16 protein-coding genes and 1 tRNA gene are annotated in these 22,395 nt (G+C 65.5%); 15 read left to right on the forward strand and 2 right to left on the reverse strand.

Features of this window, described 5'->3' with window-relative positions; all coding sequences use genetic code 11:
• Positions 1 to 40 precede the first annotated feature (40 nt).
• From hfq to ACMGRF_RS05765, 10 genes are all read left to right on the forward strand, one after another.
• Positions 41 to 316, forward strand: a complete 276-nt coding sequence (gene hfq, locus ACMGRF_RS05720; protein WP_004152891.1) for an RNA chaperone Hfq — start codon at positions 41 to 43, stop codon at positions 314 to 316.
• 14 nt (positions 317 to 330) lie between these two features.
• Positions 331 to 1,641, forward strand: coding sequence for a ribosome rescue GTPase HflX (gene hflX / locus ACMGRF_RS05725; RefSeq protein WP_049439898.1), 1,311 nt, complete (start codon positions 331 to 333; stop codon positions 1,639 to 1,641).
• 119 nt (positions 1,642 to 1,760) lie between these two features.
• On the forward strand, positions 1,761 to 2,255 hold the full coding sequence (locus tag ACMGRF_RS05730) for a CinA family protein (RefSeq protein WP_049412881.1): 495 nt from the start codon (positions 1,761 to 1,763) through the stop codon (positions 2,253 to 2,255).
• 34 nt (positions 2,256 to 2,289) lie between these two features.
• Positions 2,290 to 3,972, forward strand: coding sequence for a 2-polyprenylphenol 6-hydroxylase (gene ubiB, locus ACMGRF_RS05735; RefSeq protein WP_111191467.1), 1,683 nt, complete (start codon positions 2,290 to 2,292; stop codon positions 3,970 to 3,972).
• Positions 3,973 to 4,175: 203 nt separating this feature from the next.
• Positions 4,176 to 4,811 (forward strand): transcriptional repressor LexA, encoded by a 636-nt coding sequence (gene lexA / locus ACMGRF_RS05740; protein WP_005412936.1) that lies wholly within the window; start codon positions 4,176 to 4,178, stop codon positions 4,809 to 4,811.
• A gap of 204 nt (positions 4,812 to 5,015) precedes the next feature.
• A complete protein-coding gene (recA, locus tag ACMGRF_RS05745) occupies positions 5,016 to 6,053 on the forward strand; it encodes a recombinase RecA (RefSeq protein WP_049412870.1) in 1,038 nt (345 codons plus the stop codon).
• Positions 6,054 to 6,163: 110 nt separating this feature from the next.
• Positions 6,164 to 6,655 (forward strand): recombination regulator RecX, encoded by a 492-nt coding sequence (recX, locus tag ACMGRF_RS05750; protein WP_049439895.1) that lies wholly within the window; start codon positions 6,164 to 6,166, stop codon positions 6,653 to 6,655.
• A 109-nt stretch (positions 6,656 to 6,764) separates the two neighbouring features.
• Positions 6,765 to 9,413: an alanine--tRNA ligase gene (alaS, locus tag ACMGRF_RS05755; RefSeq protein WP_049439894.1), complete on the forward strand. Its 2,649-nt coding sequence runs from the start codon at positions 6,765 to 6,767 to the stop codon at positions 9,411 to 9,413.
• Between the two features lie 147 nt (positions 9,414 to 9,560).
• Complete coding sequence (csrA, locus tag ACMGRF_RS05760) at positions 9,561 to 9,764, forward strand: carbon storage regulator CsrA (RefSeq protein ID WP_004152909.1); 204 nt, start codon at positions 9,561 to 9,563, stop codon at positions 9,762 to 9,764.
• A gap of 78 nt (positions 9,765 to 9,842) precedes the next feature.
• Positions 9,843 to 9,935 (forward strand) — tRNA-Ser (locus tag ACMGRF_RS05765).
• Between the two features lie 120 nt (positions 9,936 to 10,055).
• Here the strand turns inward: ACMGRF_RS05765 and ACMGRF_RS05770 are convergent.
• Positions 10,056 to 12,386 carry a TonB-dependent receptor gene (locus ACMGRF_RS05770; RefSeq protein WP_049439892.1) on the reverse strand — a complete coding sequence of 777 codons (2,331 nt, stop codon included), beginning with the start codon at positions 12,384 to 12,386 and terminating at the stop codon, positions 10,056 to 10,058.
• A gap of 221 nt (positions 12,387 to 12,607) precedes the next feature.
• On the opposite strand from ACMGRF_RS05770, the gene ACMGRF_RS05775 reads away from it, so the two are divergent.
• Positions 12,608 to 13,090, forward strand: a complete 483-nt coding sequence (locus ACMGRF_RS05775) for a LuxR family transcriptional regulator (RefSeq protein WP_099486194.1) — start codon at positions 12,608 to 12,610, stop codon at positions 13,088 to 13,090.
• Between the two features lie 51 nt (positions 13,091 to 13,141).
• Here the strand turns inward: ACMGRF_RS05775 and aceE are convergent, their stop codons facing one another.
• Positions 13,142 to 15,817 carry a pyruvate dehydrogenase (acetyl-transferring), homodimeric type gene (aceE, locus tag ACMGRF_RS05780; protein WP_414485699.1) on the reverse strand — a complete coding sequence of 892 codons (2,676 nt, stop codon included), beginning with the start codon at positions 15,815 to 15,817 and terminating at the stop codon, positions 13,142 to 13,144.
• Between the two features lie 321 nt (positions 15,818 to 16,138).
• On the opposite strand from aceE, the gene ACMGRF_RS05785 reads away from it, so the two are divergent.
• From ACMGRF_RS05785 to ACMGRF_RS05800, 4 genes are all read left to right on the forward strand, one after another.
• The gene (locus tag ACMGRF_RS05785; RefSeq protein WP_049412859.1) at positions 16,139 to 16,654 is read left to right on the forward strand and encodes an RNA polymerase sigma factor; all 516 of its coding nucleotides are present in this window, start codon (positions 16,139 to 16,141) and stop codon (positions 16,652 to 16,654) included.
• Positions 16,651 to 17,673: a FecR family protein gene (locus ACMGRF_RS05790; protein WP_049412857.1), complete on the forward strand. Its 1,023-nt coding sequence runs from the start codon at positions 16,651 to 16,653 to the stop codon at positions 17,671 to 17,673. The genes ACMGRF_RS05785 and ACMGRF_RS05790 overlap by 4 nt, the downstream gene beginning before the upstream one ends.
• A gap of 141 nt (positions 17,674 to 17,814) precedes the next feature.
• Positions 17,815 to 20,748 (forward strand): TonB-dependent receptor, encoded by a 2,934-nt coding sequence (locus tag ACMGRF_RS05795; protein WP_049412855.1) that lies wholly within the window; start codon positions 17,815 to 17,817, stop codon positions 20,746 to 20,748.
• Positions 20,749 to 20,758: 10 nt separating this feature from the next.
• Positions 20,759 to 22,354, forward strand: coding sequence for an alkaline phosphatase D family protein (locus tag ACMGRF_RS05800; RefSeq protein ID WP_099486202.1), 1,596 nt, complete (start codon positions 20,759 to 20,761; stop codon positions 22,352 to 22,354).
• Positions 22,355 to 22,395 lie beyond the last annotated feature (41 nt).

A 22,395-nucleotide genomic window follows, 5' to 3' on the forward strand; every position in this document is an offset into this window, starting at 1 on the left:
CCGTCGGCAACCCAATAAGAACAATAATCAGGAGTGTGCAATGTCCAAGGGGCAATCGCTGCAGGATCCTTTCTTGAACGCACTGCGGCGCGAACGCGTGCCGGTTTCGGTGTACCTGGTGAACGGCATCAAGCTGCAGGGCACGATCGAGTCGTTCGACCAGTTCGTGGTCCTGCTGCGCAACACGGTCAGTCAGATGGTCTACAAGCACGCCATTTCCACCGTCGTTCCGGCACGCAACGTGAAGGTGGGTCCGGGCGGTGGGTACGTGCAGTCGGGTGAAGGTGGTCAGGCAGGTGATGAAGCAGACGAGTAATACCGGAGCGGTGAATGTTTGACCGCTCGAAAAAGGGCGAACACGCCCTGTTGATCCAGCCCCATTTCGGCAAGCTGGAAGACGATGTGCTGGAAGAATTCGGTGATCTGGCCCGCTCGGCCGGGGCCAGCATCGCCGCGACGATCACTGCGCGCCTGGACCGTCCGAATCCGTCGACCCTGATCGGCAGCGGCAAGCTGGACGAGATCAAGGCTGCGGCCGACGCCAGCGGGGCCGACCTGATCCTGGTCAACCATGCGTTGAGCCCGGGCCAGGAGCGCAACCTGGAACGTTTCCTCGAGCGCCGGGTGATCGACCGTACCGGCCTGATCCTGGACATCTTCGCCCAGCGTGCGCACAGCCACGAGGGCAAGCTGCAGGTCGAGCTGGCGCAGCTGCGTCACCTGGCCACGCGGCTGGTGCGCGGGTGGACCCATCTGGAGCGCCAGCGCGGTGGTTCGATCGGCCTGCGCGGCCCGGGTGAAACCCAGCTGGAAACCGACCGCCGCCTGCTGCAGAAGCGGGTGGAGCAGCTGCAGAAGCGCCTGGAAAAGGTCGAAGTGCAGCGCACCCAGATGCGCCGTGCGCGTGTGCGCAGTGAGCTGCCGCGCGTGGCCCTGGTGGGCTACACCAACGCCGGCAAGTCGACCCTGTTCAACGCCATGACCGGCGCTGAGGCCTATGCCGCCGACCAGCTGTTCGCAACGCTGGATCCGACCGTGCGCCGCATCGCGGTTCCGGGCGGCAACGTAGTGCTGGCCGATACCGTCGGCTTCGTCCGCGATCTGCCGCATGATCTGGTCGCGGCGTTCCGCTCGACCCTGTCCGAGGCGCGCGAGGCCGACTTCCTGCTGCATGTGGTCGACGCCGCCGATCCGCACCGCGAGGAGCGCATCGCCCAGGTCGACGAGGTGCTGACCGCAGTCGGTGCCGGTGATCTGCCGCAGTTGCTGGTGTTCAACAAGATCGACCGCATTGAAGGCGCCGACGTCCGTCACGACGGCCAGGACGGTATCCCGGACGAGTCGCGCCGCGAGCGGGTGTGGATTTCCGCGCGTGACGGGCAGGGCCTGGACCTGCTGCAGGCGGTGCTGGGCAAGCGCCTGGGACTGCAGCACGTCACCGGCGAACTGCGCCTGCCGCCGGATGCGGGCCGCCTGCGCGCGCGCCTGCACCAGCTGGAAGTGATCCGTAGCGAGCAGGCCGATGAGGACGGTTGGCTGCTGCAGGTCGACCTGCCGATCGCCGAAGCCGAAAAGCTGGCCGCCAGTGCCGATGGCGCCCCGATCCGCGCGCTGCTGCCGGAAAAACTGCCGGAGTGGTGAGGTAGCGGCCGATGCCGGGTAGTGCCGGTCGCTGGCCGGCAACGCAACCGTGCCGGAGGGGCGCGACATCCGCCTGTCATCTGCGGTACAACGGGGTTCTTCACCCCACCGTCATGCCGATGTCCATCCCCACCGACGCCGATCTCAATGCCCAGTCCGCCGCGCTCGGGCAGCGCCTGCAGCAGGCCTCGCTGCAGCTGGTGACCGCTGAAAGCTGCAGTGGCGGCTGGATTGCAAAGTGCATGACCGACATCGCAGGTTCGTCGGCATTCTTCGACTGCGGCATGGTGGTCTACAGCTACGAAGCCAAGCAGCGCCTGCTCGGCGTGCGCGCACAGACGCTGGAGCAGTTTGGCGCAGTCAGCCGCGAAACCGTGCTGGAAATGGTTTCCGGCGCGCTGGTCAACTCGGGTGCCGGCATCGCGGTGGCAGTGACCGGCATCGCCGGTCCGGGCGGTGGCAGCCCCGGCAAGCCGGTCGGCAGCGTCTGGATCGGGTGGAAGCGGCGTGGCGGCTACGCCCGCGCCGAGCTGTTCCAGTTCGAGGGCGACCGCGAAGCCATCCGCCGGCAAACCGTGGCGGCGGCATTGCGCGGCATCGACGCCCAGCTGTGACATGCTGCTCCGGTAATCGTCCGGAGCACGCATGATGTGGGAAACGCTGGGCACGGTCCGTGACCTGGGCCGACTGCAGGAAATTGCGGTTGTCCTGATCCGCTATGGTTTCGGTGACGTGGTGCGGCGCATCGGCCTGGCCACCACGCTGGAGCGCGCTGGGCGCCTTCTGCACTGGAATGAGGATCGCCAGGAACTGCTGCGGATGACCGCGCCGGTGCGCGTGCGCAGCGCGATGCAGGATCTCGGCCCGACCTTCGTCAAGCTTGGCCAGGTGCTGGCAACGCGCGTCGACCTGTTGCCGCCGGAGTGGATTGCCGAGCTGTCCGAACTGCAGAACGCGGTGCCGGCCCTGCCGTACGCCGAGATCCGCGGGCAGCTGGAGGCCGACCTGGGCGCCTCGCCTGCAGACGTGTTCGCCTTCCTCGATGAAATCCCGATGGCCGCCGCCTCGCTGGCGCAGGCCCATCGCGCGCGCCTGCATGACGGCCGCGAGGTGGTGCTGAAGGTGCGGCGCCCCGGTATCCGCGACGTGGTCGAGGCCGACCTGCGGTTGCTGGCGCGCCTGGCCGAAATCGTCGAGGCGCGGCTGCCGGACCTGCGCCGCTATCGTCCAGCCGAGGTCGTGCAGCAGTTCACCGTGTCGCTGCGCCGCGAGCTGGATTTCGCCGCCGAATGCCGCAACGCCGAGCGCATCGCGCGCAACTTCAGTGGTCGTGACGACATCCTGATCCCCAGCGTGCACTGGCAGTGGACCTGCGAAAGCCTGAATGTCCAGGACTTCGTCGACGGCATTCCCGGGCGTGACCTGGCCGGCGTCGATGCGGCGGGCCTGGACCGGCGCGAACTGGCCCGGCGCGGTGCCGACATCGTGCTCAAGATGGTGCTGGAGGACGGCTGCTTCCACGCCGACCCGCACCCCGGCAACATCCTCTACCTGCGTGACGGCCGCATCGGCGTGATTGACTTCGGCATGGTCGGCGCGTTGTCCGAAGTGCGCCGCTTCCAGGTCGCGCAGCTGCTGCACGGGCTGGTCGAGCAGGACCCGCAGGGCGTGGCCGATGTGCTGCTGGACTGGGCCGGCGGCGTGGAAGTGGACGAGAACCGCCTGCAGCACGACATCAGCCAGTTCGTCGACCAGTATCGCGGCGTGCCGCTGAAGGACCTGCGCATCGGCCTGATGCTGGGTGACATTACCCAGCTGCTGCGCAGCTACAGCCTGACCCTGCCGGCCGATCTGGCGCTGATGATCAAGGCTTTCCTGACCCTGGAAGGCATGGGCCGCCAGCTCGACCCGGATTTCGACATGGCCAGTGCCGCACGCCCGTTCCTGGAGCGCGTGGTGCTGCAGCGCTATGCGCCCGGGGCGCTGCTCAAGCGTGGCCGGCGCAGCCTGCTGGGCCTGGTCGACTTCGCCGGGGAATTGCCGCGCGACCTGCGCAAGCTGGTCCAGGCCGCACGCCGCGGCCGCCTCCAGCTGAAGGTGGAAACCACTGCGCTGCAGGGCTTCGGCGAACAGGTGAATCGGGCAGCGAACCGGCTGGTGATGGGTATCGTCACTGCCGCGCTGATCATCGGGTCCTCGATCGTCATGCACAGCGTTGGCGGGGTCTCCAGTCGCTGGCTGCTGGCGCTGGGGGTGTGCGGTTTCATCGGCGCCGGCTTCTGTGGCGTGTGGATCCTGTTCTCGATCTGGAGGAGCGGCAAGCACACATAGCGTGCTTGCAGCAGCGGTTCCCCGCGGGAACCGCGGAATCGCTGCGCGATTCCTGTAGGGCCGACCGCTGGTCGGCTGCTTCTGCCGTTGCCGCCCGGCCATTCGCCCAACTGCCGAGCATGGCTCGGCACTGCAGATCCCCATCACCTGTTTGTCGTACCCGGCACTTGCAGTTGTGTGCGTTAGTAGTAATACTACTAACCATGGACCTGACCGACACCCAGCAGGCGATCCTGCAGTTGATCGCCGAGCGTATCGAGAGCGAAGGCGCACCGCCGTCGCAGACTGAAATCGCACGTGCGTTCGGCTTCAAGGGCGTGCGCGCGGCCCAGTACCACCTGGAAGCCCTGGAGCAGGCCGGTGCGATCCGTCGCATTCCGGGCCAGGCTCGCGGCATCCGCCTGGTGCAGGCGCCGCCGGTCGAAAAGCTGGCCGAGCCGGGCCTGCCCGACAGTGTGCTGCGCCTGCCGGTGCTGGGCCGGGTTGCGGCCGGCCTGCCGATCGGCGCCGACATCGGCTCGGACGATTTCGTGGTGCTGGACCGGGTGTTCTTCTCGCCGGCGCCGGACTACCTGCTGAAGGTGCAGGGCGATTCGATGATCGACGAGGGCATCTTCGACGGCGACCTGATCGGCGTGCACCGCACCCGCGACGCCCATTCCGGGCAGATCGTGGTGGCGCGCATCGATGACGAGATCACGGTCAAGCTGCTGAAGATCGCCAAGGATCGTATCCGCCTGCTGCCGCGCAATCCCGATTACAAGCCGATCGAGGTGCTGCCGGACCAGGATTTTGCGATCGAAGGCCTCTATTGCGGCCTGCTTCGGCCCAATCGTTGACCCGCTCCATAGCGCATTACCCCGCGGTCTTTTGTGGCGATTCTCTGGTTCCACTGAGGTTGGTACGGATGTCCGATAATTCTTTTCAGAGCGCCAGGCAGAATCTCAGCCTGTGCGATACGTCCGACTTAAAGTGAACCCATGGCAAAGAAGACCCCCAAAGACAGCACCCCCAACGACATGACCTCTGCAAGGACCAATACGATGGACGAGAACAAGAAGCGCGCCTTGGCTGCTGCTCTGGGCCAGATCGAGAAGCAGTTCGGCAAGGGCTCGGTGATGCGCATGGGCGACCGCGTGGTCGAGCCCGTCGAGGCCATCCCGACCGGTTCGCTGATGCTCGACATCGCACTGGGCATTGGCGGTCTGCCGAAGGGCCGTGTCGTTGAGATCTACGGGCCGGAATCCTCGGGCAAGACCACCCTGACCCTGCAGGCCATCGCCGAATGCCAGAAGATGGGCGGCACTGCGGCCTTCATCGATGCCGAGCACGCGCTGGACCCGATCTACGCCGCGAAGCTGGGCGTGAACGTGGACGACCTGCTGCTGTCGCAGCCGGATACCGGTGAGCAGGCGCTGGAAATCGCCGACATGCTGGTCCGTTCGGGCTCGGTCGACATCCTGGTGGTCGACTCGGTCGCCGCGCTGACCCCGAAGGCCGAAATCGAAGGCGAAATGGGTGACCAGCTGCCGGGTCTGCAGGCCCGCCTGATGAGCCAGGCGCTGCGCAAGTTGACCGGCAACATCAAGCGTTCCAACACCCTGGTGATCTTCATCAACCAGCTGCGCATGAAGATCGGCGTGATGATGCCGGGCCAGAGCCCGGAAACCACCACCGGCGGCAACGCGCTCAAGTTCTATGCCTCGGTCCGGCTGGACATCCGCCGTATCGGTGCGATCAAGAAGGGCGATGAGATCATCGGCAACCAGACCAAGATCAAGGTCGTCAAGAACAAGCTGGCGCCTCCGTTCAAGCAGGTCATCACCGAGATCCTGTACGGCGAAGGCATCAGCCGCGAGGGCGAACTGATCGACATGGGCGTGGATGCCAAGCTGGTCGAGAAGGCCGGCGCCTGGTACAGCTACGGTGATGAGCGCATTGGCCAGGGCAAGGACAATGCCCGTGGCTACCTGCGTGACAACCCGACCGTCGCCGCCAAGCTCGAGGCCGAGCTGCGTGAGAAATTCCAGCCGGCCGAAGCGGCCCGCGAGGAAGGCGACGACGAAGGCGACGACGAGTAAGGCTTGCTGTGGGGCAGGGCGGCGCCGTCAGTGACGTCGCCCTGTCCCGCAGGTTCGAATCGCCCAGGGATGGGCAGGGCGCCAAGGACGGCGCCACCCTTGGAGCACCGATGTCCGACGCCGAAGACATTCCGACCGGCCGCAAGCGCCGGCCGCGTGAGCAGACCCCCGTGCAACGGGCGCTGGGCCTGTTGGTCCGCCGCGAACACTCGCGCAAGGAACTCACCCGCAAGCTGACCGCCCGTGGCATCGAAGACGAAGCCGCGCAGGCCGCTGTCGCCAAGCTGACCGAGGCGGGCTGGCAGGACGACACCCGTTTTGCCGAGAACCTGGTGCGGATGCGCGCCAATACGGGTTATGGCCCGATCCATGTCCGTGCCGAGCTGGGCACCCATGGCCTAGACAGTGCCGCGATTGCCGCGGCGATGGACAGTTACGATGGCGACTGGCAGGAAAATGCCCGTGATCTGGTCCGCCGGCGCTTTGGCGAGGCCGGTCCGCAGGATCTGACGCAGCGGCGCAAGGCCGCCGATCTGCTGGCCCGACGGGGCTTCGACGGCGACAGCATCCGCCGTGCGACCCGCTACGACCCGGATGACTGAGACTGGCGGCGCCGGGCCTGATACCCTTTAGGTTTTCGGCGGTCCCTCGCGACCCTGGCCAACACGGCCGGTGGTCCGGGTCCGCCGGCCCGCAGACTGCCAGCCCCCAATGAACGCATCCGCCAAATTCACGACATCCCAGATCCGCAGCGACTTCCTTGAATTCTTCAAGGGCAAAGGCCACACCATCGTGCCCTCGGCGCCGCTGGTGCCGGGCAATGATCCGACCCTGCTGTTTACCAACTCCGGCATGGTGCAGTTCAAGGACGTGTTCCTCGGCGCGGAGAAGCGTAGCTACGTGCGCGCGGCCGACGTGCAGCGCTGCCTGCGCGCGGGCGGCAAGCACAACGATCTCGACCAGGTCGGCTACACCGCACGCCACCACACCTTCTTCGAAATGCTCGGCAACTGGTCGTTCGGCGACTACTTCAAGAAGGACGCGATTGCCTGGGCCTGGGAGCTGCTGACCCAGGTATGGAAGCTGCCGGCCGAACGCCTGCTGGTCACCGTCTACCAGACCGATGACGAAGCCTACGAGCTGTGGCGCGACATGGTCGGCGTGCCGGAAGAGCGCATCGTGCGCATCGGCGACAACAAGGGCGCACCGTTCGCCTCGGACAACTTCTGGCAGATGGCCGACACCGGCCCGTGCGGCCCGTGCACCGAGATCTTCTACGACCACGGTGACCATATCGCCGGTGGCCCCCCGGGTTCGCCGGATGAAGACGGCGACCGTTTCATCGAAATCTGGAACCTGGTGTTCATGCAGTTCGACCGCCAGCCCGACGGCACCCTGGTGCCGCTGCCGGCGCCTTGCGTGGATACCGGCATGGGCCTGGAGCGCCTGGCTGCGATCCTGCAGCACGTGCACACCAACTACGAGATTGACCTGTTCCAGGCGCTGATCCGCAAGGCCTCCGAGCTGACCGGCACCGCCGACCTGGAGAACAAGTCACTGCGCGTGATTGCCGACCACATCCGCGCCTGCTCGTTCCTGATCGTCGACGGCGTGCTGCCCTCCAACGAAGGCCGGGGTTACGTGCTGCGCCGTATCATCCGCCGCGCCCTGCGCCATGGCTGGATGCTGGGCGTGCGCCAGCCGTTCTTCAGCAAGCTGGTGCCGACGCTGATCGAGCAGATGGGCGAGGCCTATCCGGAACTGCCGGCGGCGGTGGACACCGTCACCCGTGCGCTGCAGGCCGAGGAAGAGCGTTTCGCCGAAACCCTCGACGCCGGCATGAAGATCTTCGAGGACGTGGCCGGCAAGGCCAGCAATGGCGTGATCCCGGGCGTTGACGCGTTCCGCCTGTACGACACTTATGGCTTCCCGCTCGACCTGACCCAGGACATTGCCCGCGAGCGCGACCTGACCGTCGACATCGCCGGCTTCGATGCCGCGATGGAACAGCAGCGCGAAACCGCACGGGCAGCCGGCAAGTTCGGCGGCGGCGTGACCCTGCCTGCCGAGCTGGTGGCAACGCTGAGCCCGACCCTGTTCCTGGGCTACGACCGCCTGCAGGCTGACGGCCTGACCGTGCTGGCCCTGCTCAAGGACGGCCGTCCGGTGCAGTCGGCCGATGCCGGTGACGCAGTCATCGTCATCACCAACCAGACCCCGTTCTACGCCGAGTCCGGCGGCCAGGTCGGTGATACCGGCGTGCTGACCGGCAACGGCGTGCGCCTGGCGGTGGACGACACCCAGAAGTTCGCCGGCCAGTTCCATGGCCATGTCGGCACCCTGTCCGAAGGCGGCCTGAAGGTCGGCGACGTGCTCTCCGGCCAGGTCGATGGCGAGCGCCGTGGCGCCACCATCCTCAACCACTCGGCCACCCACCTGCTGCACGCCGCCCTGCGCGAAGTGCTGGGCACCCACGTGCAGCAGAAGGGCTCGCTGGTCGCTCCGGACCGCCTGCGTTTCGACTTCTCGCACTTCCAGCCGATCAGTGCCGACGAACTGGCGGTGATCGAGCGCAAGGTCAACCAGCAGGTGCGGGCCAACAACGCCGCCGAAGTGCACACCATGGGCATGCAGGAGGCGCTGGACTTCGGCGCGATGGCCCTGTTCGGCGAGAAGTACGGCGAGCACGTGCGCGTGCTGAAGATGGGGGACTACTCCACCGAGCTGTGCGGTGGTACCCACGTCAACCGTACCGGTGACATCGGCCTGTTCAAGATCACCTCCGAGGGCGGCGTCTCCGCGGGCGTGCGCCGCATCGAGGCTGTTACCGGCCAGGGTGCGCTGGATTACGTGGACGCCGAAGAGGCCCGCCTGGCCGAGGCCGCTGAACTGCTCGGTGGCAGCGCTGCCGACGTGGTCGAGAAGATCCGTGCCCTCGGCCAGCGCCAGAAGCAGCTGGAGCGCGAACTGGAGGCCGTGAAGGCCAAGGTCGCCGCCGGTGCCACGGCCGACCTGTCCGGCCAGGCGGTCGAGGTTGCTGGCGTGAAGGTACTGGCTGCCCGCCTGGAGGGCTTCGACGCCAAGGCCCTGCGTGACGCCATGGACCGCCTGAAGCAGCAGCTGGGCGACGCGGTCATCGTGCTGGCCGGCGCCCAGGACGGCAAGGCGGCCCTGGTCGCGGGTGTGAACGGCAGCGCAATGGGCAAGGTCAAGGCCGGGGAACTGTTGTCTCATATCGCCGGTCAGATCGGGGGCAAGGGCGGCGGACGCCCGGACCTCGCCCAGGGTGGTGGCGAGGACGGGCCCGCCCTTGCCACTGCGCTGGCTGCAGTCGTCGAATGGGTCAGCCCCCGCCTGTGATGAACCTGGCCGTCCCCCTCCTTGTAGGAGCGGGACGGCTGACGGTACCATTGCGAATCTTTTCCCTTTGTCGTGGTAGCGCTTCTTGACGGAGCGTCAAGCCGGTGGGGGATACCCTTCCACACGGTTCCATGGAGACTTACAAAAATGTTGATCCTGACTCGCCGCGTCGGCGAAACCCTGATGATCGGTGACTCGGTGAGCGTCACCGTGCTTGGCGTCAAGGGTAACCAGGTGCGTATCGGCATCACCGCGCCGAAGGACGTTGCTGTGCATCGCGAAGAGATCTATCAGCGCATCCAGCGTGGTGATGAAGCCGGTGGCACCGGTAGCGAAAATTCTGCCGAATAACGCTTTACCTTCGCACTCGATTAACGTTATGATTCACGCCCCGCTGAGGTGCAACGCACCAGACGCGGCGAACACCCCGGAGTGATGCCCGAGTGGCCGAAGGGGCTCCCCTGCTAAGGGAGTATAGGGTCAAAAGCTCTATCGAGGGTTCGAATCCCTCTCACTCCGCCAGATACAAAGAAGCGCCTGCAGATCCTCGATCTGCAGGCGTTTTTCTTTGCGCGGACGCAGGCTCCCGGCGTGCCATCCAGCGATCATTGATCGCTGGATGGCGACCGAATCAGGCTCTCCTCAGAGCTTTAGCGTCACACCCACCTGGAAACCACGCCCCGGCAGTGGCGCGATGTATTTCAGCGGCGAGTTGTGTGGACGCGCTTCTTGATTCAGCAGGTTGCTGCCGTTGACGAACACTTCCATGCCGGCGATGTAGCTGTTGCGCACCGGCAGCTTGCGGCTGACCTGCAGGTCGACCAGGTTGAACGCATCCAGCGGGATTTCCTCGCTGACGTTGCGGCCGAGGTACTTCTGCGTGCCGTAGTAGGTGCTCGACAGCTGCGCCTTCCAGCATTCGCGCTGCCATTGCAGGTTGGCACCGTAGCGGTTGGTCGGCATGTTCGGCAGGTACTCGCCATCGTTGTGGGCGCGCAATGAATCGGGGTTATCGGCCTTGTTCTTCACCAGGTCGGCGAAGGCGGACACGTTCAACGTGCCATAGCGGCCCAGGTCAAGTGCCTGCGATGCGTCGATCTCGAAACCCTTCACCGTGGTGTCGGTCTGCTTCCAGTACTTGAGTGGCAGACGGTTGGCGGTCTGCAGGCCGGAGTAGCCGAGGTAGAGATAGTTCTCGTACTTCATCCGGTAGGCGGTGGCCGACAGTTCGAAACCACCGAGGTGGAACAGGCCGGTCAGCTCCAGGTTCTTCGCGCGCTCAGGCTTGAGGTTCTGGTTGCCTTCTTCCTGGGTCATCACCGAATAGTGTGCGTTGCTGGCATACAGCTCGTTGATCTCCGGTGCGCGCTGCGAGGACGAGTAGCGCACCTTGGCGGCGAACAACGGACCGAGCTCGACATACGATCCGAGGCTGTAGCTGTTGAGCCGGTAGTCGCGATCCTCCAGTTTCGTATTGGCGGCATTGCGTGCGGTCCTGAAGCGGCTGGGCTGCAGCTCGTGGTCGACGCGCTCGTGGCGCACACCCGCATCGAAGGTGGCCCAGCCGACGTCCAGTGTCTCTTTCAGGAACACCGCGTTGCTGCGAGTGTCAACGTCGGGCAGGTAGCGCAGTGAACCGCTGCCGGTGACCTCCCGCGACTGGTGGCTGAAGCCGAGCAGGCCGCTGAGCGGCCCGAGCTGCAGGTGACTGAGCAGGAGCTCGGCCTGGCTGCTCTCGAAGTCGTAGTCATTGGCCCGGGTGCTGCCCAGGCGCTCGCCCGAAGTGTTGCCCAGCATCGAAGCACGCAGCTCCGCGCGCTCGAACCACGGCAGCGGATCGCGCAGCAGGGCTTCCAGTGCGTAGCGTTCCTGTTTGATCACCACGCCCACCGGCAGGCCATCGGCATGGTTGGAACCGAACGACAGGTTCTGCATCGAGAAGCCCGGTACGCCGTATTCGCTGTCCTTGGCATCGATACTGACACCCACGTAGCCGCGGTCGAAGAACAGCGTCGACCCGAAGGCCACCTGCGAGTTGCGTGCGTAGCTGTTGCCCAGCCGGTGATGGTAGTCGGGCGTGACATCGTTGTTGATCTGCTTCTGCACGTACGACGGCGTGCCGGGCACGTAGGCTGGGTTGGCCGGATTGATGTAGGTGCGGCGCTGCCAGACCGAGGTCGGATGGTTGGTGTAGAACGAGAAGTCACCATCGGCCCAGTCCGGATTTTCGGTCATGAACTGGTCGATGTACGGCTGCGAGGCCTTGTTGTAGATCTGCTGTACGCGTGCTTCCTTCTGGCAGCTGTCGGCCAGCGCCGAGTTGACGCCGCCGCTCGGCGGGAACAGGCGGGTGTTGCAGACGGCGGCCTTGCTGTTGCCGGGGATGTCGTAGTGCGAGATGCGCTGGCGCGAAACCTGCAGGTTGGTCGAGAGGTTGCGCTGGTTGTTGAAGTTCATGCGGAAGCCCTGCGCGTCGGCGGCATTGAAGCCCTTGCGCAGGACCAGTTCCATCGACTGGTCCTTGTCTTCCATGCTGCGCGGGATCAGGCCCGAATCGATCTCAACACTGCCGCCGATCGCATTGCCGCCATAGCGCACCGTGTCCGAGGACTTGTTGACGGTGACGCTGCGCACGAACAGCGGATCGAACGGGATGTTGATGTCGCCGCTGATCGCGTTCATGCCCAGAATCGACTGGCCGTCCTGCAGGATCTGCACGCGGTTGCCGGTGAGGCTGCGGATGACCGGGGCGCCCGCGTTCGGCCCGAAGGCGGTGCTCTGCACACCGGAGACGCGCTCGAGCAGGCCGCCGAGGGTGCGGTTCTGCGCCTGCGGATTGTCGACGGTGACCCGGCTGTCGATGCGCGAGGGTTGCGAGGCCTGGACCTGGAGGGTGGGGAGGGTGGGCTCGTCCGCGGCCTGGGCGGTGTGGACGGCGAGCAGGATGGCAGCAGCAAGCAGGTGGCGACGCATGGCAGGACTCGTGAAGGCGAAGTGAAATGTTATAACGTAACTATTTGTATCGGCAAGGACGGATGAGACCTTGCCGCCAGACCGAAATCGCGGGGGGCGCGAATGAGGTTGCCGCGTGTTCAGCGCCCTGCTTGTGCCGGGCGACGATGCCGGGCACGATCCGAGGCGCTGCGCCCCACAACGCGTCACGCAGAATCTTCTTCACTGGAACGGAGCAACGTATGAAGCTGTTGTCCGCTGTGTTGTTGTCTGCGCTTTCACTCCCCGCCGTTCCGGCGCTGGCAGTGGAGACTTCGCCTTCCCCACTGCTGGGGCGCTGGTCGCTGGATATCGCCACGTCTGCGCTACCCGAAGCGCAGCGCCCGAAGCACGTGGTGCTCGAGTTCAAGGATGCCGGTGGTGGCCGCTGGAGCTCGCACGTGGACATCGTCCTGCACGACGGCAAGACCATGAAATCCGACGGCACGCTGGCGCTGGACGGTACGCCGGGCCCTTTGTCCGGCACCTATGGCGCGGACAAGGCCAACCTGAAACTGCCGGCGCCGAACACGCTGGTGATGCAGCTGGTGGACCACGGCACGCCGGCCTCCACCCGTATCTACACCGTCGCCGATGACCAGGCAACGATGACCGAGACCAAGGCGTTCTACGGTCGTGACGGTACGCCGATCCTGCAGACCAACCTGTTCAAGCGCATGCCGTAGCGATGCTGCATTCACCACGCCCGCAGGGCAGGCGTGGTGAATGCAACGGCCTTACACGGCGGCGGCCGGATCGCGCTTGCCGGTGTCGATGCCGTACTTGTCGATCGCGTCCTGCATCCGCGAGCGTTCGATGCGGCGTTCGTCGGCCAGCGACTTCAGGGCCGCCAGTACGATGAAGTGGCGATCCACTTCGAAGAACGTGCGCAGCGATTCACGCGTGTCGGAACGGCCGAAGCCATCGGTGCCCAGCGCGATGAAACGGCGGTCGTTGATGAAGGGACGGATCTGGTCGGCGACGATCTTCATGTAGTCGGTGGTCACCACCACCGGGCCATCATGGCCCTGCAGGCACTGCTGCACGTAGGGTACGCGCGGCTGCTCGGCCGGGTGCAGCAGGTTCCAGCGTTCGGCAGCCAGGCCATCGCGGCGCAGTTCGGTCAGGCTGGTCGCGCTCCACACATCGCTGGCGATGCCGAAGTCCTGCTGCAGCAGTTCTGCCGCGGCTTCCACTTCGCGCAGGATCGAGCCGCTGCCCATCAGCTGCACGCGTGGCTGCAAGGCGTTGTCGGCGGCTGCCGGATGCAGCAGGTAGAGGCCCTTCAGGATGCCGGCTTCGGTGCCTTCGGGCAGTGCCGGCTGCGGGTAGTTCTCGTTGAGTACGGTGATGTAGTAGTAGATGTCTTCCTGGTCGACATACATGCGGCGCAGGCCGTCGTGGATGATCACCGCCAGCTCGTAGTTGTAGGTCGGATCGTAGGACACGCAGCTGGGAATCACCGACGACAGCACGTGGCTGTGGCCGTCATCGTGCTGAAGGCCTTCGCCCATCAGCGTGGTGCGGCCGGAGGTGGCACCGAGCAGGAAGCCGCGGGTCCGCGCATCGGCAGCGGCCCAGGCCAGGTCACCGACGCGCTGCAGGCCGAACATCGAATAGAAGATGTAGAACGGAATCGTCGCCAGGCCGTGGTTGCTGTAGGCGGTGCCGGCGGCGATCCACGAACAGATCGCACCGGATTCATTGATGCCTTCCTGCAGGATCTGGCCGTCCTTGGCTTCCTTGTAATAGCTCAGCTGGCCGGCGTCCTGCGGGGTGTACAGCTGGCCCAGGTAGGAGTGGATGCCGATCTGGCGGAACAGGCCTTCCATGCCGAAGGTGCGCGATTCATCTGGCACGATCGGAATCACCAGCCTGCCCAGCTCCGGGTCCTTCAGCAGGCTGGTGAGGATGCGTACGAAGCCCATGGTGGTGGACTGGCCGCGATCGCCGCTGCCCTGCAGCTGGGTGTTGAAGATCGACAGCGGCGGCAGCGGCAGCGGACCGACCTTGGCCAGGCGCGCCGGCAGCTGCCCACCCTGGATGCGGCGGCGCTCGGCGAAGTAGGCCGCTTCGGCGCTGCCCGGTTCCGGGCGCAGATAGGGCATCTCCTCCAGCTGCCCGTCGCTGACCGGCAGGTTGAAGCGGTCGCGGAAGGCACGCACCGCATCGGCGCTCATCTTCTTCAGCTGGTGGTTGATGTTCTGGCCTTCACCGGCTTCGCCCATGCCGAAGCCCTTGACCGTCTTGGCCAGGATCACCGTCGGCCGGCCGCGGGTGTTCACCGCCTGCTGGTAGGCGGCGTATACCTTCTGCGGATCGTGCCCACCACGTGCCAGGGCCCAGATGTCGTCGTCGCTCATGTGCGCGACCAGCTCCAGCAGCTCGGGGTAACGGCCGAAGAAATGCTCGCGCACGTAGGTGCCGCTCTGCGACTTGAAGGTCTGGTAGTCGCCGTCCACGCATTCCATCATGCGCTGGCGCAGCAGACCGCTGTGGTCGCGGGCCAGCAGGTCGTCCCAGCCACTGCCCCAGATCAGCTTGATCACGTTCCAGCCGGCTGCGCGGAAGGTGCCTTCCAGTTCCTGGATGACCTTGGCGTTGCCGCGCACCGGACCGTCCAGGCGCTGCAGGTTGCAGTTGACCACGAACACGATGTTGTCCAGCCGTTCGCGGCCGGCCAGCGAAATCGCCGCCAGCGATTCGGGCTGGTCCATCTCGCCGTCGCCGAGGAAGGCCCAGACCTTGCGGCCCTGGTGTTCTTTCAGGCCGCGGTATTCCAGGTAACGCATGTAGCGCGCCTGGTAGGCCGCGGTGAGCGGGCCCAACCCCATCGACACGGTCGGGAACTGCCAGAACTCCGGCATCAGGCGTGGGTGTGGATACGAGGACAGGCCTTCGCGACCGGCTTCGCGGCGGAAGTTGTCCATCCGTTCCTGATCGATGCGGCCCTCCACGTAGGCGCGGCCATAGATGCCGGGCGCGGAATGGCCCTGGATGTAGATCATGTCGCCGTCGAAGGTGTCGGTGCGGCCGCGGAAGAAATGATCGAAGCCCACGTCGTACAGCACTGCCGCCGACTGGTAGGTGGCGATGTGGCCGCCGACGTTGGAATGCTTGCCGGCACGCAGCACCATCACCATCGCGTTCCAGCGGATCATCGCGTTCAGGCGGCGCTCGATGGCCAGGTCGCCCGGATAGGCCGGCTGGCGTTCGGGCGGGATGGTATTGACGTAGGCCGTCCATGCGCGGGTATGCAGGTCGCCGTGCTGCCGGGCGTCCAGATCGCTGAGTTGGTCGATCAGGTAGTGCGCGCGCGGCCGGCCGCCGGCCTGCATCACCGCCTGCAGCGATTCACGCCACTCCCACGTTTCCAGCGGGTCGGTATCGAAGGGGATCAGGGATTGGTTCATGACTGTCTCCAGAGGGCGCCGGCTCTGCCTGGGCGACAACACCGGCAGGGCGCACAGCACTGGAGCGGGGTCGCAACGGCAAAGCCGTGACGCGAAGGGCGGCCGTGGCGGCCACCGAGGAGGCAAGCGTAGGTCCGGCCTCGCGCCTTCGATAGGCGGGCCCGGCTTGGGTCTCTGGCAAGCAAGGCTTGGCGTGGCACGCCGTATCATGCGCCGATGTGCCGGGCGGGGAATGCCTGGTACGTTCGTCTGCTGCAACGCCCCTGTCATCAATGGCCGTCACCCTGCTGGGCTTTCCAGCCTCGGGGTGGTTGGCCGGCCGTGAACAGCGTGAGGATCTGGGAGAAGAGCTACGAACTGCGGCGCCGGCTGCTGCGTGGCTTCTTCCTGCGCCGCGGTTCGGCCAGCGAAGATGCCGAAGACCTGGCGCAGGAGGTCTACCTGCGGCTGCTGCGCAGCACCGGCGAGGATGCCGACGCGGTCGACAATCCCGAAGCCTACCTGTTCACCGTGGCGGCCAACCTGGCGCGCGAGCATGCGCGCGCGCGGTCGTCGCTGCCGCCTCTGGAAGACGTCGACCTGCTGGCCGAAGTGCTGAAAAGCGAAGAAGACATCGAAGGTGAATTCGAGCGTGCGCAGCGCTGGAACGATATCCGCAGCACCATCGCACGACTGCCGGCGACCACGCGCCGGGTGATGGAGCTGCACTACCGCGACGGGCTGGACTGCCCGGGAATCAGCCAGCAGCTGCAGGTGTCGGTGCACATGGTGCGCAAGCATATCGGCAAGGGGCTGGACGCCTGCAGGAAGGCGCTGGGCGCCAGGGAGCTCACATGAACCGGTATCCATCACGCAGGCCTGACGACGAGGTCGCACGTGAGGCGGAGCACTGGTTCCTGTGCAATCGCGAGGGGGTGTTGGACAAGGCCGGGCGTGTCGCGTTCCTGGACTGGATGAAGCGCTCGCCCGAGCATGTTCGCGCCTACATGCGCGCGCTCGCGTTGCACCGGCAGGTGGGCGAAGCGCTGCAATCGCCGTTGGCTGACGAGGCGCTGGTGCCACCGCGGCAGGTTGCCGCCAAGGTGGTGCCGCTGTTCGGTAGCGTGCACGCGCCGCCGCGCGCTGTGTCGCGTCGCGGTCGTGCGCGCTGGTGGGTGGCGGCTGCCGCAGCCTGTATCACCCTGCTCGGCGTGGGCCTGGTTCCGCAGGTGATGCCCACCGAGCAGCTTTACAGTGCCGGACAGGGTGAACTTCGCGACCTGGTGCTGCCCGACCAGACCCAGGTGCGGCTCAACGCGGACAGCCGACTGCGGGTACGCATGGGCTGGTTCAGCCGGAGGGTGGAACTGCTGCAGGGGGAGGCCACGTTCGACATCGCCCGCGACCGCCGTCCGTTCGAGGTGGAAGTGAACGGCCTGGAGATCCGGGATATCGGCACGGTGTTCGATGTATCGCGACGGCTGCAGAGCACGCGCATCGGCGTGGTCTCCGGCGAGGTCGAGGTCTGGAGCCAGGGCGCGGGTGCCCGCCGCCTGGCCCAGCTGGAGCAGGGCCGGGTGGTGCAGGTCGATGCGCGAAGCCATGCCGTCGAGGCAGTGGACATGCCGCTGTCGATGCTGCTGGATTGGCAGCAGCGCAAGGTGTCCTTCCTCGATGAGCGGCTGGACGAGGTAGCAGCTGCGTTCAACCGGCACAACCTGGTGCAGGTGCGCGTGCTGGACGAAGGCGCGGCATCGGCACGGTTGTCCGGCAGCCTGGATGCGCATCGCATCGGTGCGCTGCAGGCCTTCCTCGAACGCGACCCACGCTTCGTGGTGAGGCGCGAAGGCGACACAGTGCGGGTTGGCAGTCGCTGAGGCCTGCGTGGTCGTGGGCTGTCAGAAAAAATTCATCGAATCCGTGTTCTCCACTTCGGTGGATGCGGGCTCTTACTTGGGAGAAGCCGCTGCCGATCCGCGCAGCGGCGCCTGCTGCCTTTTCTCTTCCAAGGACCCGTGATGCGCAACACGCTCTACCTGTCGATCATCCTCGCCCTGTCTCCCTGCAGCGTGCCAACGGCGGCCGCGACCGCTGCCGATGGCCTTGAAGCCCGCGTGTCGGCGGCGATCCCGGCGCAACCGCTGGCACGTGCACTTGAGCAGTTGTCGCGCGGTTCCGGCGTGCAGTTCCTGTACTCGGGCAGCGGTGAAGCGCACATGGCCGGGGCTGTGCCGCGTGGCGCCACCGTCAGGCAGGCGTTGGACGCACTGCTGGCGGGTACCGGTCTGGGCTACACCGTGGTGGATGGCAATGTCATCGCCATCGATCCGGCACCCGCACGCAATGCGCCGAAGCCAGCCGCGCCGATGCCGCGCGAGGCCGGGGCGGTGCTGGCGCCGACCCTGGGCACGGTGAAGGTGATTGCCGCACATGAGGTCATCGACCAGAAGAAGTTGTCGCCGGTGATCAAGGATTCGGTGGTCTACGACGAGATGGACAGCTACGGCGACGAGACCCTGGCCGAGAGCCTGATGGCCGCTCCAGGCCTGAGTGCGGTGGAGGATGCCGGTGAGCCACGTTACGTGACGGTACGCGGCGTGCAGGCCAACCTCAACTACACCACCATCGATGGCATCGCGATTGCCAGCGTGGGTGGCAGTGGCTCCGGAGAGCGCATGAACAACCTGCAGCTGATTCCCAGCGACATCGGCACCCGTACCGACATCTACAAGAGCTTCAGCGCGGAGCAGGCACCGGATGCGATCGGCGGTGTGATCGACATCATCAGCCGCAGTGCCTTCGACCGGTCGGGCAAGTACGTTTTTGCCGATGTGGCAGGCATCTATTCCACGGCCGAAACCAACGTCGAGCGCAGCGCTGGCGGCAACCACGAGACCCTGGGCCATTTCGGCAAGAGCGCCAAGATGGTGTTCTCCAACCAGTTCGGCGCCGACCAGGAATTCGGCATCGTTGCGGTGGCACGCTATGAGCAGCGTTCACGCAACAGCGTCAAGCGCTGGGTGGAGTCGAACTACTACTACAACGACGCTGGAAAATACCTCACCGACGGCACCACGGGTCCGGACGAGGCCAAGGGCTGGAACGGCCTGCGTGCGCCTGGCAACTTCAGTACCGGCACCTATACCAACTTCATCACCAACTTCGGTGGCTCCGCCAAGCTTGAGTGGAAGCCCTCGGATGATCCGTTCTACGCATCGCTGCTGCTGTACTCGTACCGGTTCTACGAGAACTCGACGATGAACAAGACGGATCTGTATGGCAACGCCAGGTTTCCGATCCGCAACCAGACCGAGGACAGCGGTACCACCCAGATCAACAGCATCTACATCAAGAACCGCCACGACCGCTGGGACCGCAGCAACCGTGGCGCCATCGCCAGCTTCAACTGGGACATCGGCGACCGCTCGCGCCTGACCCTGCGTGGTGGCCACACCGAAGAGACCTTCCACAACAACCAGGTCTACTGGGGAGTGCGCGCCTACCCAAGCAATCTGTTCGTCGACTACGAGAATGACAGCCACGGGTTCCCAAACGCGGTAGCGGTTTCTGATTCCAGCCTGCTGACCAGCTCCGCGTTCAAGCTCAATCCGGCGCAGGCCTATGTCTCCCCGCGCGATGCCAAGGAGAGCATCGACAACCTGCGCGCGGACTTCAGCTACAACATCGACGCCGATGCGCGTGGCTTCGGCCTGGCCACCGGCGCCGAGTACCGACACCTGAAGATCTGGCAGGACATCGACTTCGACTACTTCAAGAGCAGTGCCACGCTCAACGATTACCTGTATCCGGGTTCGACGCTGCTGGGCAGCGTGCCGGGCTTCCCGCTGATCGACAACCGCAAGTGGAACGAGGAACTGCTGCCGAAGCTGGGCAACAACAATGCGGCGTATCCGAATGCCAACTTCACCAGCGACTACAAGTACGTGGAGGACATCGCCAATGCCTATGTATCCGCGCACTACGCCTGGGACCGGCTGCTGCTGATCGGCGGCCTGCGCTACGACCACACCCGCTTCGATGCCTACAGCCCGTTCAGCGATGATGGGGGCACTACGTATACCTCCGCCTTCCGCAACACGAGCGGCGGCTACAACAACCTGCTGCCTTCGTTGAATGCGACGTTCAAGCTGAGCGAGGACCAGCGCCTGCGCTTCTCCGCCAGCCGTACGCTGGGCCGGCCGACGCCGAGCAACATCGCCCAGGCCACCAGCACCAGCTGTGGCGATGACGAGGAGGGCAGGGGCTTCTGCACCATCAAGCAGGGCAACGCCAACCTGCAGCCGCGCCGTTCCACCAACATCGACCTGGCGTGGGACCTGTACTTCAACGGCAACAACGGCCTGATCTCGGTGGCGCTGTTCGACAAGGTGATCAAGGACGATATCTACACCCTGACCACGTTCGAGAACGTGGGGGACACCCGCTACCGGGTCACCCAGCCGATGAACACCGATGAGTCCACGCTGCGTGGCATCGAGTTCGCGGTCGCCAATCGCAATCTGCAGTGGGGCCGCCAGCGCTTCGACATGTACTTCAACGCGACGCGTCTGGAAGGCCAGACCCACTACCGCATCAGCGATGGCACCGCGCGCCGCCTGGATCGCCTGCTGTACCAGCCGGACTGGTCGCTCAATGGTTCGGTGATCTGGCGCATGCCGTGGAGGAGCGCGCAGCTGCGCCTGTCCGGAACCTACCGCAGCCGGATGCTGGTCGACTTCGGTGACACCGAATGGCTGGATTCGTACTACGACCCATACATGACGTTCAACATGGCATTCAGCCACAAGGTCGGCAAGCACGTGACGCTGAAGTACGAGGCCAAGAACCTGTTCAACACCCAGCCAACCTACAGCACCGGTCCGAACGGGCGTTTCCGAACCGAGATCGACGACTACGGCCGCTTCTTCTACTTCCACATCATCTACAACTGAGGGCAGCGCCGTGGATACGATCAATCGCAGGCGATTCCTGGCCTTGGCCGGCCTGTCTGCTGCCGGCGCCTGGATGGGCACGGCGTGCGCACTGGCCGCGCAGTCCGACGCCACTGCACTGAACCCACGCAACCTGCTGGCCTCGCCGCGCTTTGCCAGCACGCCCTTCACCCTGGGCGTGGCCTCGGGTGATCCCTCGGCCGATGGCATGGTGCTGTGGACACGGCTGGCGACCGAGCCGCTGGTGTTCGGCGGTGGCATGCCGGCCCGGCCGATGGTGGTCGAGTGGCAGCTGGCAGCAGACGAAGGCATGCGCAGGGTGGTACGCCAGGGTTCGGCAATGGCACATCCCGAACTCGGCCACGCGGTGCACGTGGAGCTGGACGGGCTGGCGCCCGGACGGCCCTACTGGTACCGCTTCACCGTAGGCGGCCACGCCAGCGCAGTGGGTTGTACGCGCACGCTGCCGGCAGCCACGGCAGCGGTGGATCGCGTGCGCTTCGTGGTGGCCGGTTGCCAGCACTACGAAGAAGGCCACTACACCGCGTGGCGACGCATCGCCGAGGAACCGCTCGATTTCGTCTTCCACTACGGTGACTACATCTACGAAGGCGAAAGCCAGCCGGGCCTGCGGAAGATGAACGGCCAGCCGTTCACCAACCTGCGCAACCACGTCGGCCCGCAGATCTATACGCTGGACGATTACCGCCGCCGATACGCCCAGTACAAGAGCGATGCCGACCTGCAGGCCGCCCATGCGTCGGCACCGTGGTTCGTCACCTTTGATGACCACGAAGTGGACAACAACTGGGCCGGCGCCGAAGACCAGGACGATACGCCCAGCGAAGTGTTCCTGCTGCGCCGCGCGCAGGCGTTCCAGGCCTACTACGAGAACATGCCGCTGCGCCGTTCGGCGTTCCCGCGCGACGGCCGCATGCAGATGTACCGGCGCGCACGCTACGGCACGCTGATGGACCTGCACCTGCTCGACACCCGCCAGTACCGCAGCAAGCAGGTGAACATGGCGCTGCGCGAGGAGGTGGAATCGCCGGAGCGCAGCATTGTGGGGGCGAAGCAGGAGCGCTGGCTGTTCGACGGCCTGGCCGATGCGGCGCCGCGCTGGCATACCATCGCCCACCAGGTGGCGCTGGGCAATTACATGCGCGAGAAGGACGGGGTAGTGCAGTCGTCCGACGACCAGTGGTCGGGCTATCTGGACAGCCGCCGGCGCCTGCTCGATCACATCCAGAAGATGGGCTTCGGCAACGTGGTGACCGCTTGCGGCGACGCGCATCGCCACTACGCCAGCGATCTGGTGCAGGACCACCGTGACTCGGGCGTGGTCTCCAGCGAGTTCCTCGCCACCTCGATCACTTCCGGTGCTGACGGCCAGGGCGTGGACGCGTATGCCAGGAACCAGCTTGCGCACAGCCCCTATCTGAAGGCGACTACCGACAAGCGTGGCTACGTGCTGTGTGATGTCACCCGCGATGCGTGGATCGGCGACATGAAGACGCTGGACACCGTGATGCAGCCCAATGGCGCGCTGCAGAGCTGGAAGCGCTTTGCGGTGGAGCATGGCCGGCCGGGGCTGCAGGAGGCCTGAGTCTACCGGTCTGCGCTGTAGAGCCGAGCCCACGCTCGGCT

Origin of the sequence: Stenotrophomonas sp. EMP41 (assembly GCF_047495535.1) — a bacterium.
Classification (GTDB): Bacteria; Pseudomonadota; Gammaproteobacteria; order Xanthomonadales; family Xanthomonadaceae; genus Stenotrophomonas; species Stenotrophomonas sepilia.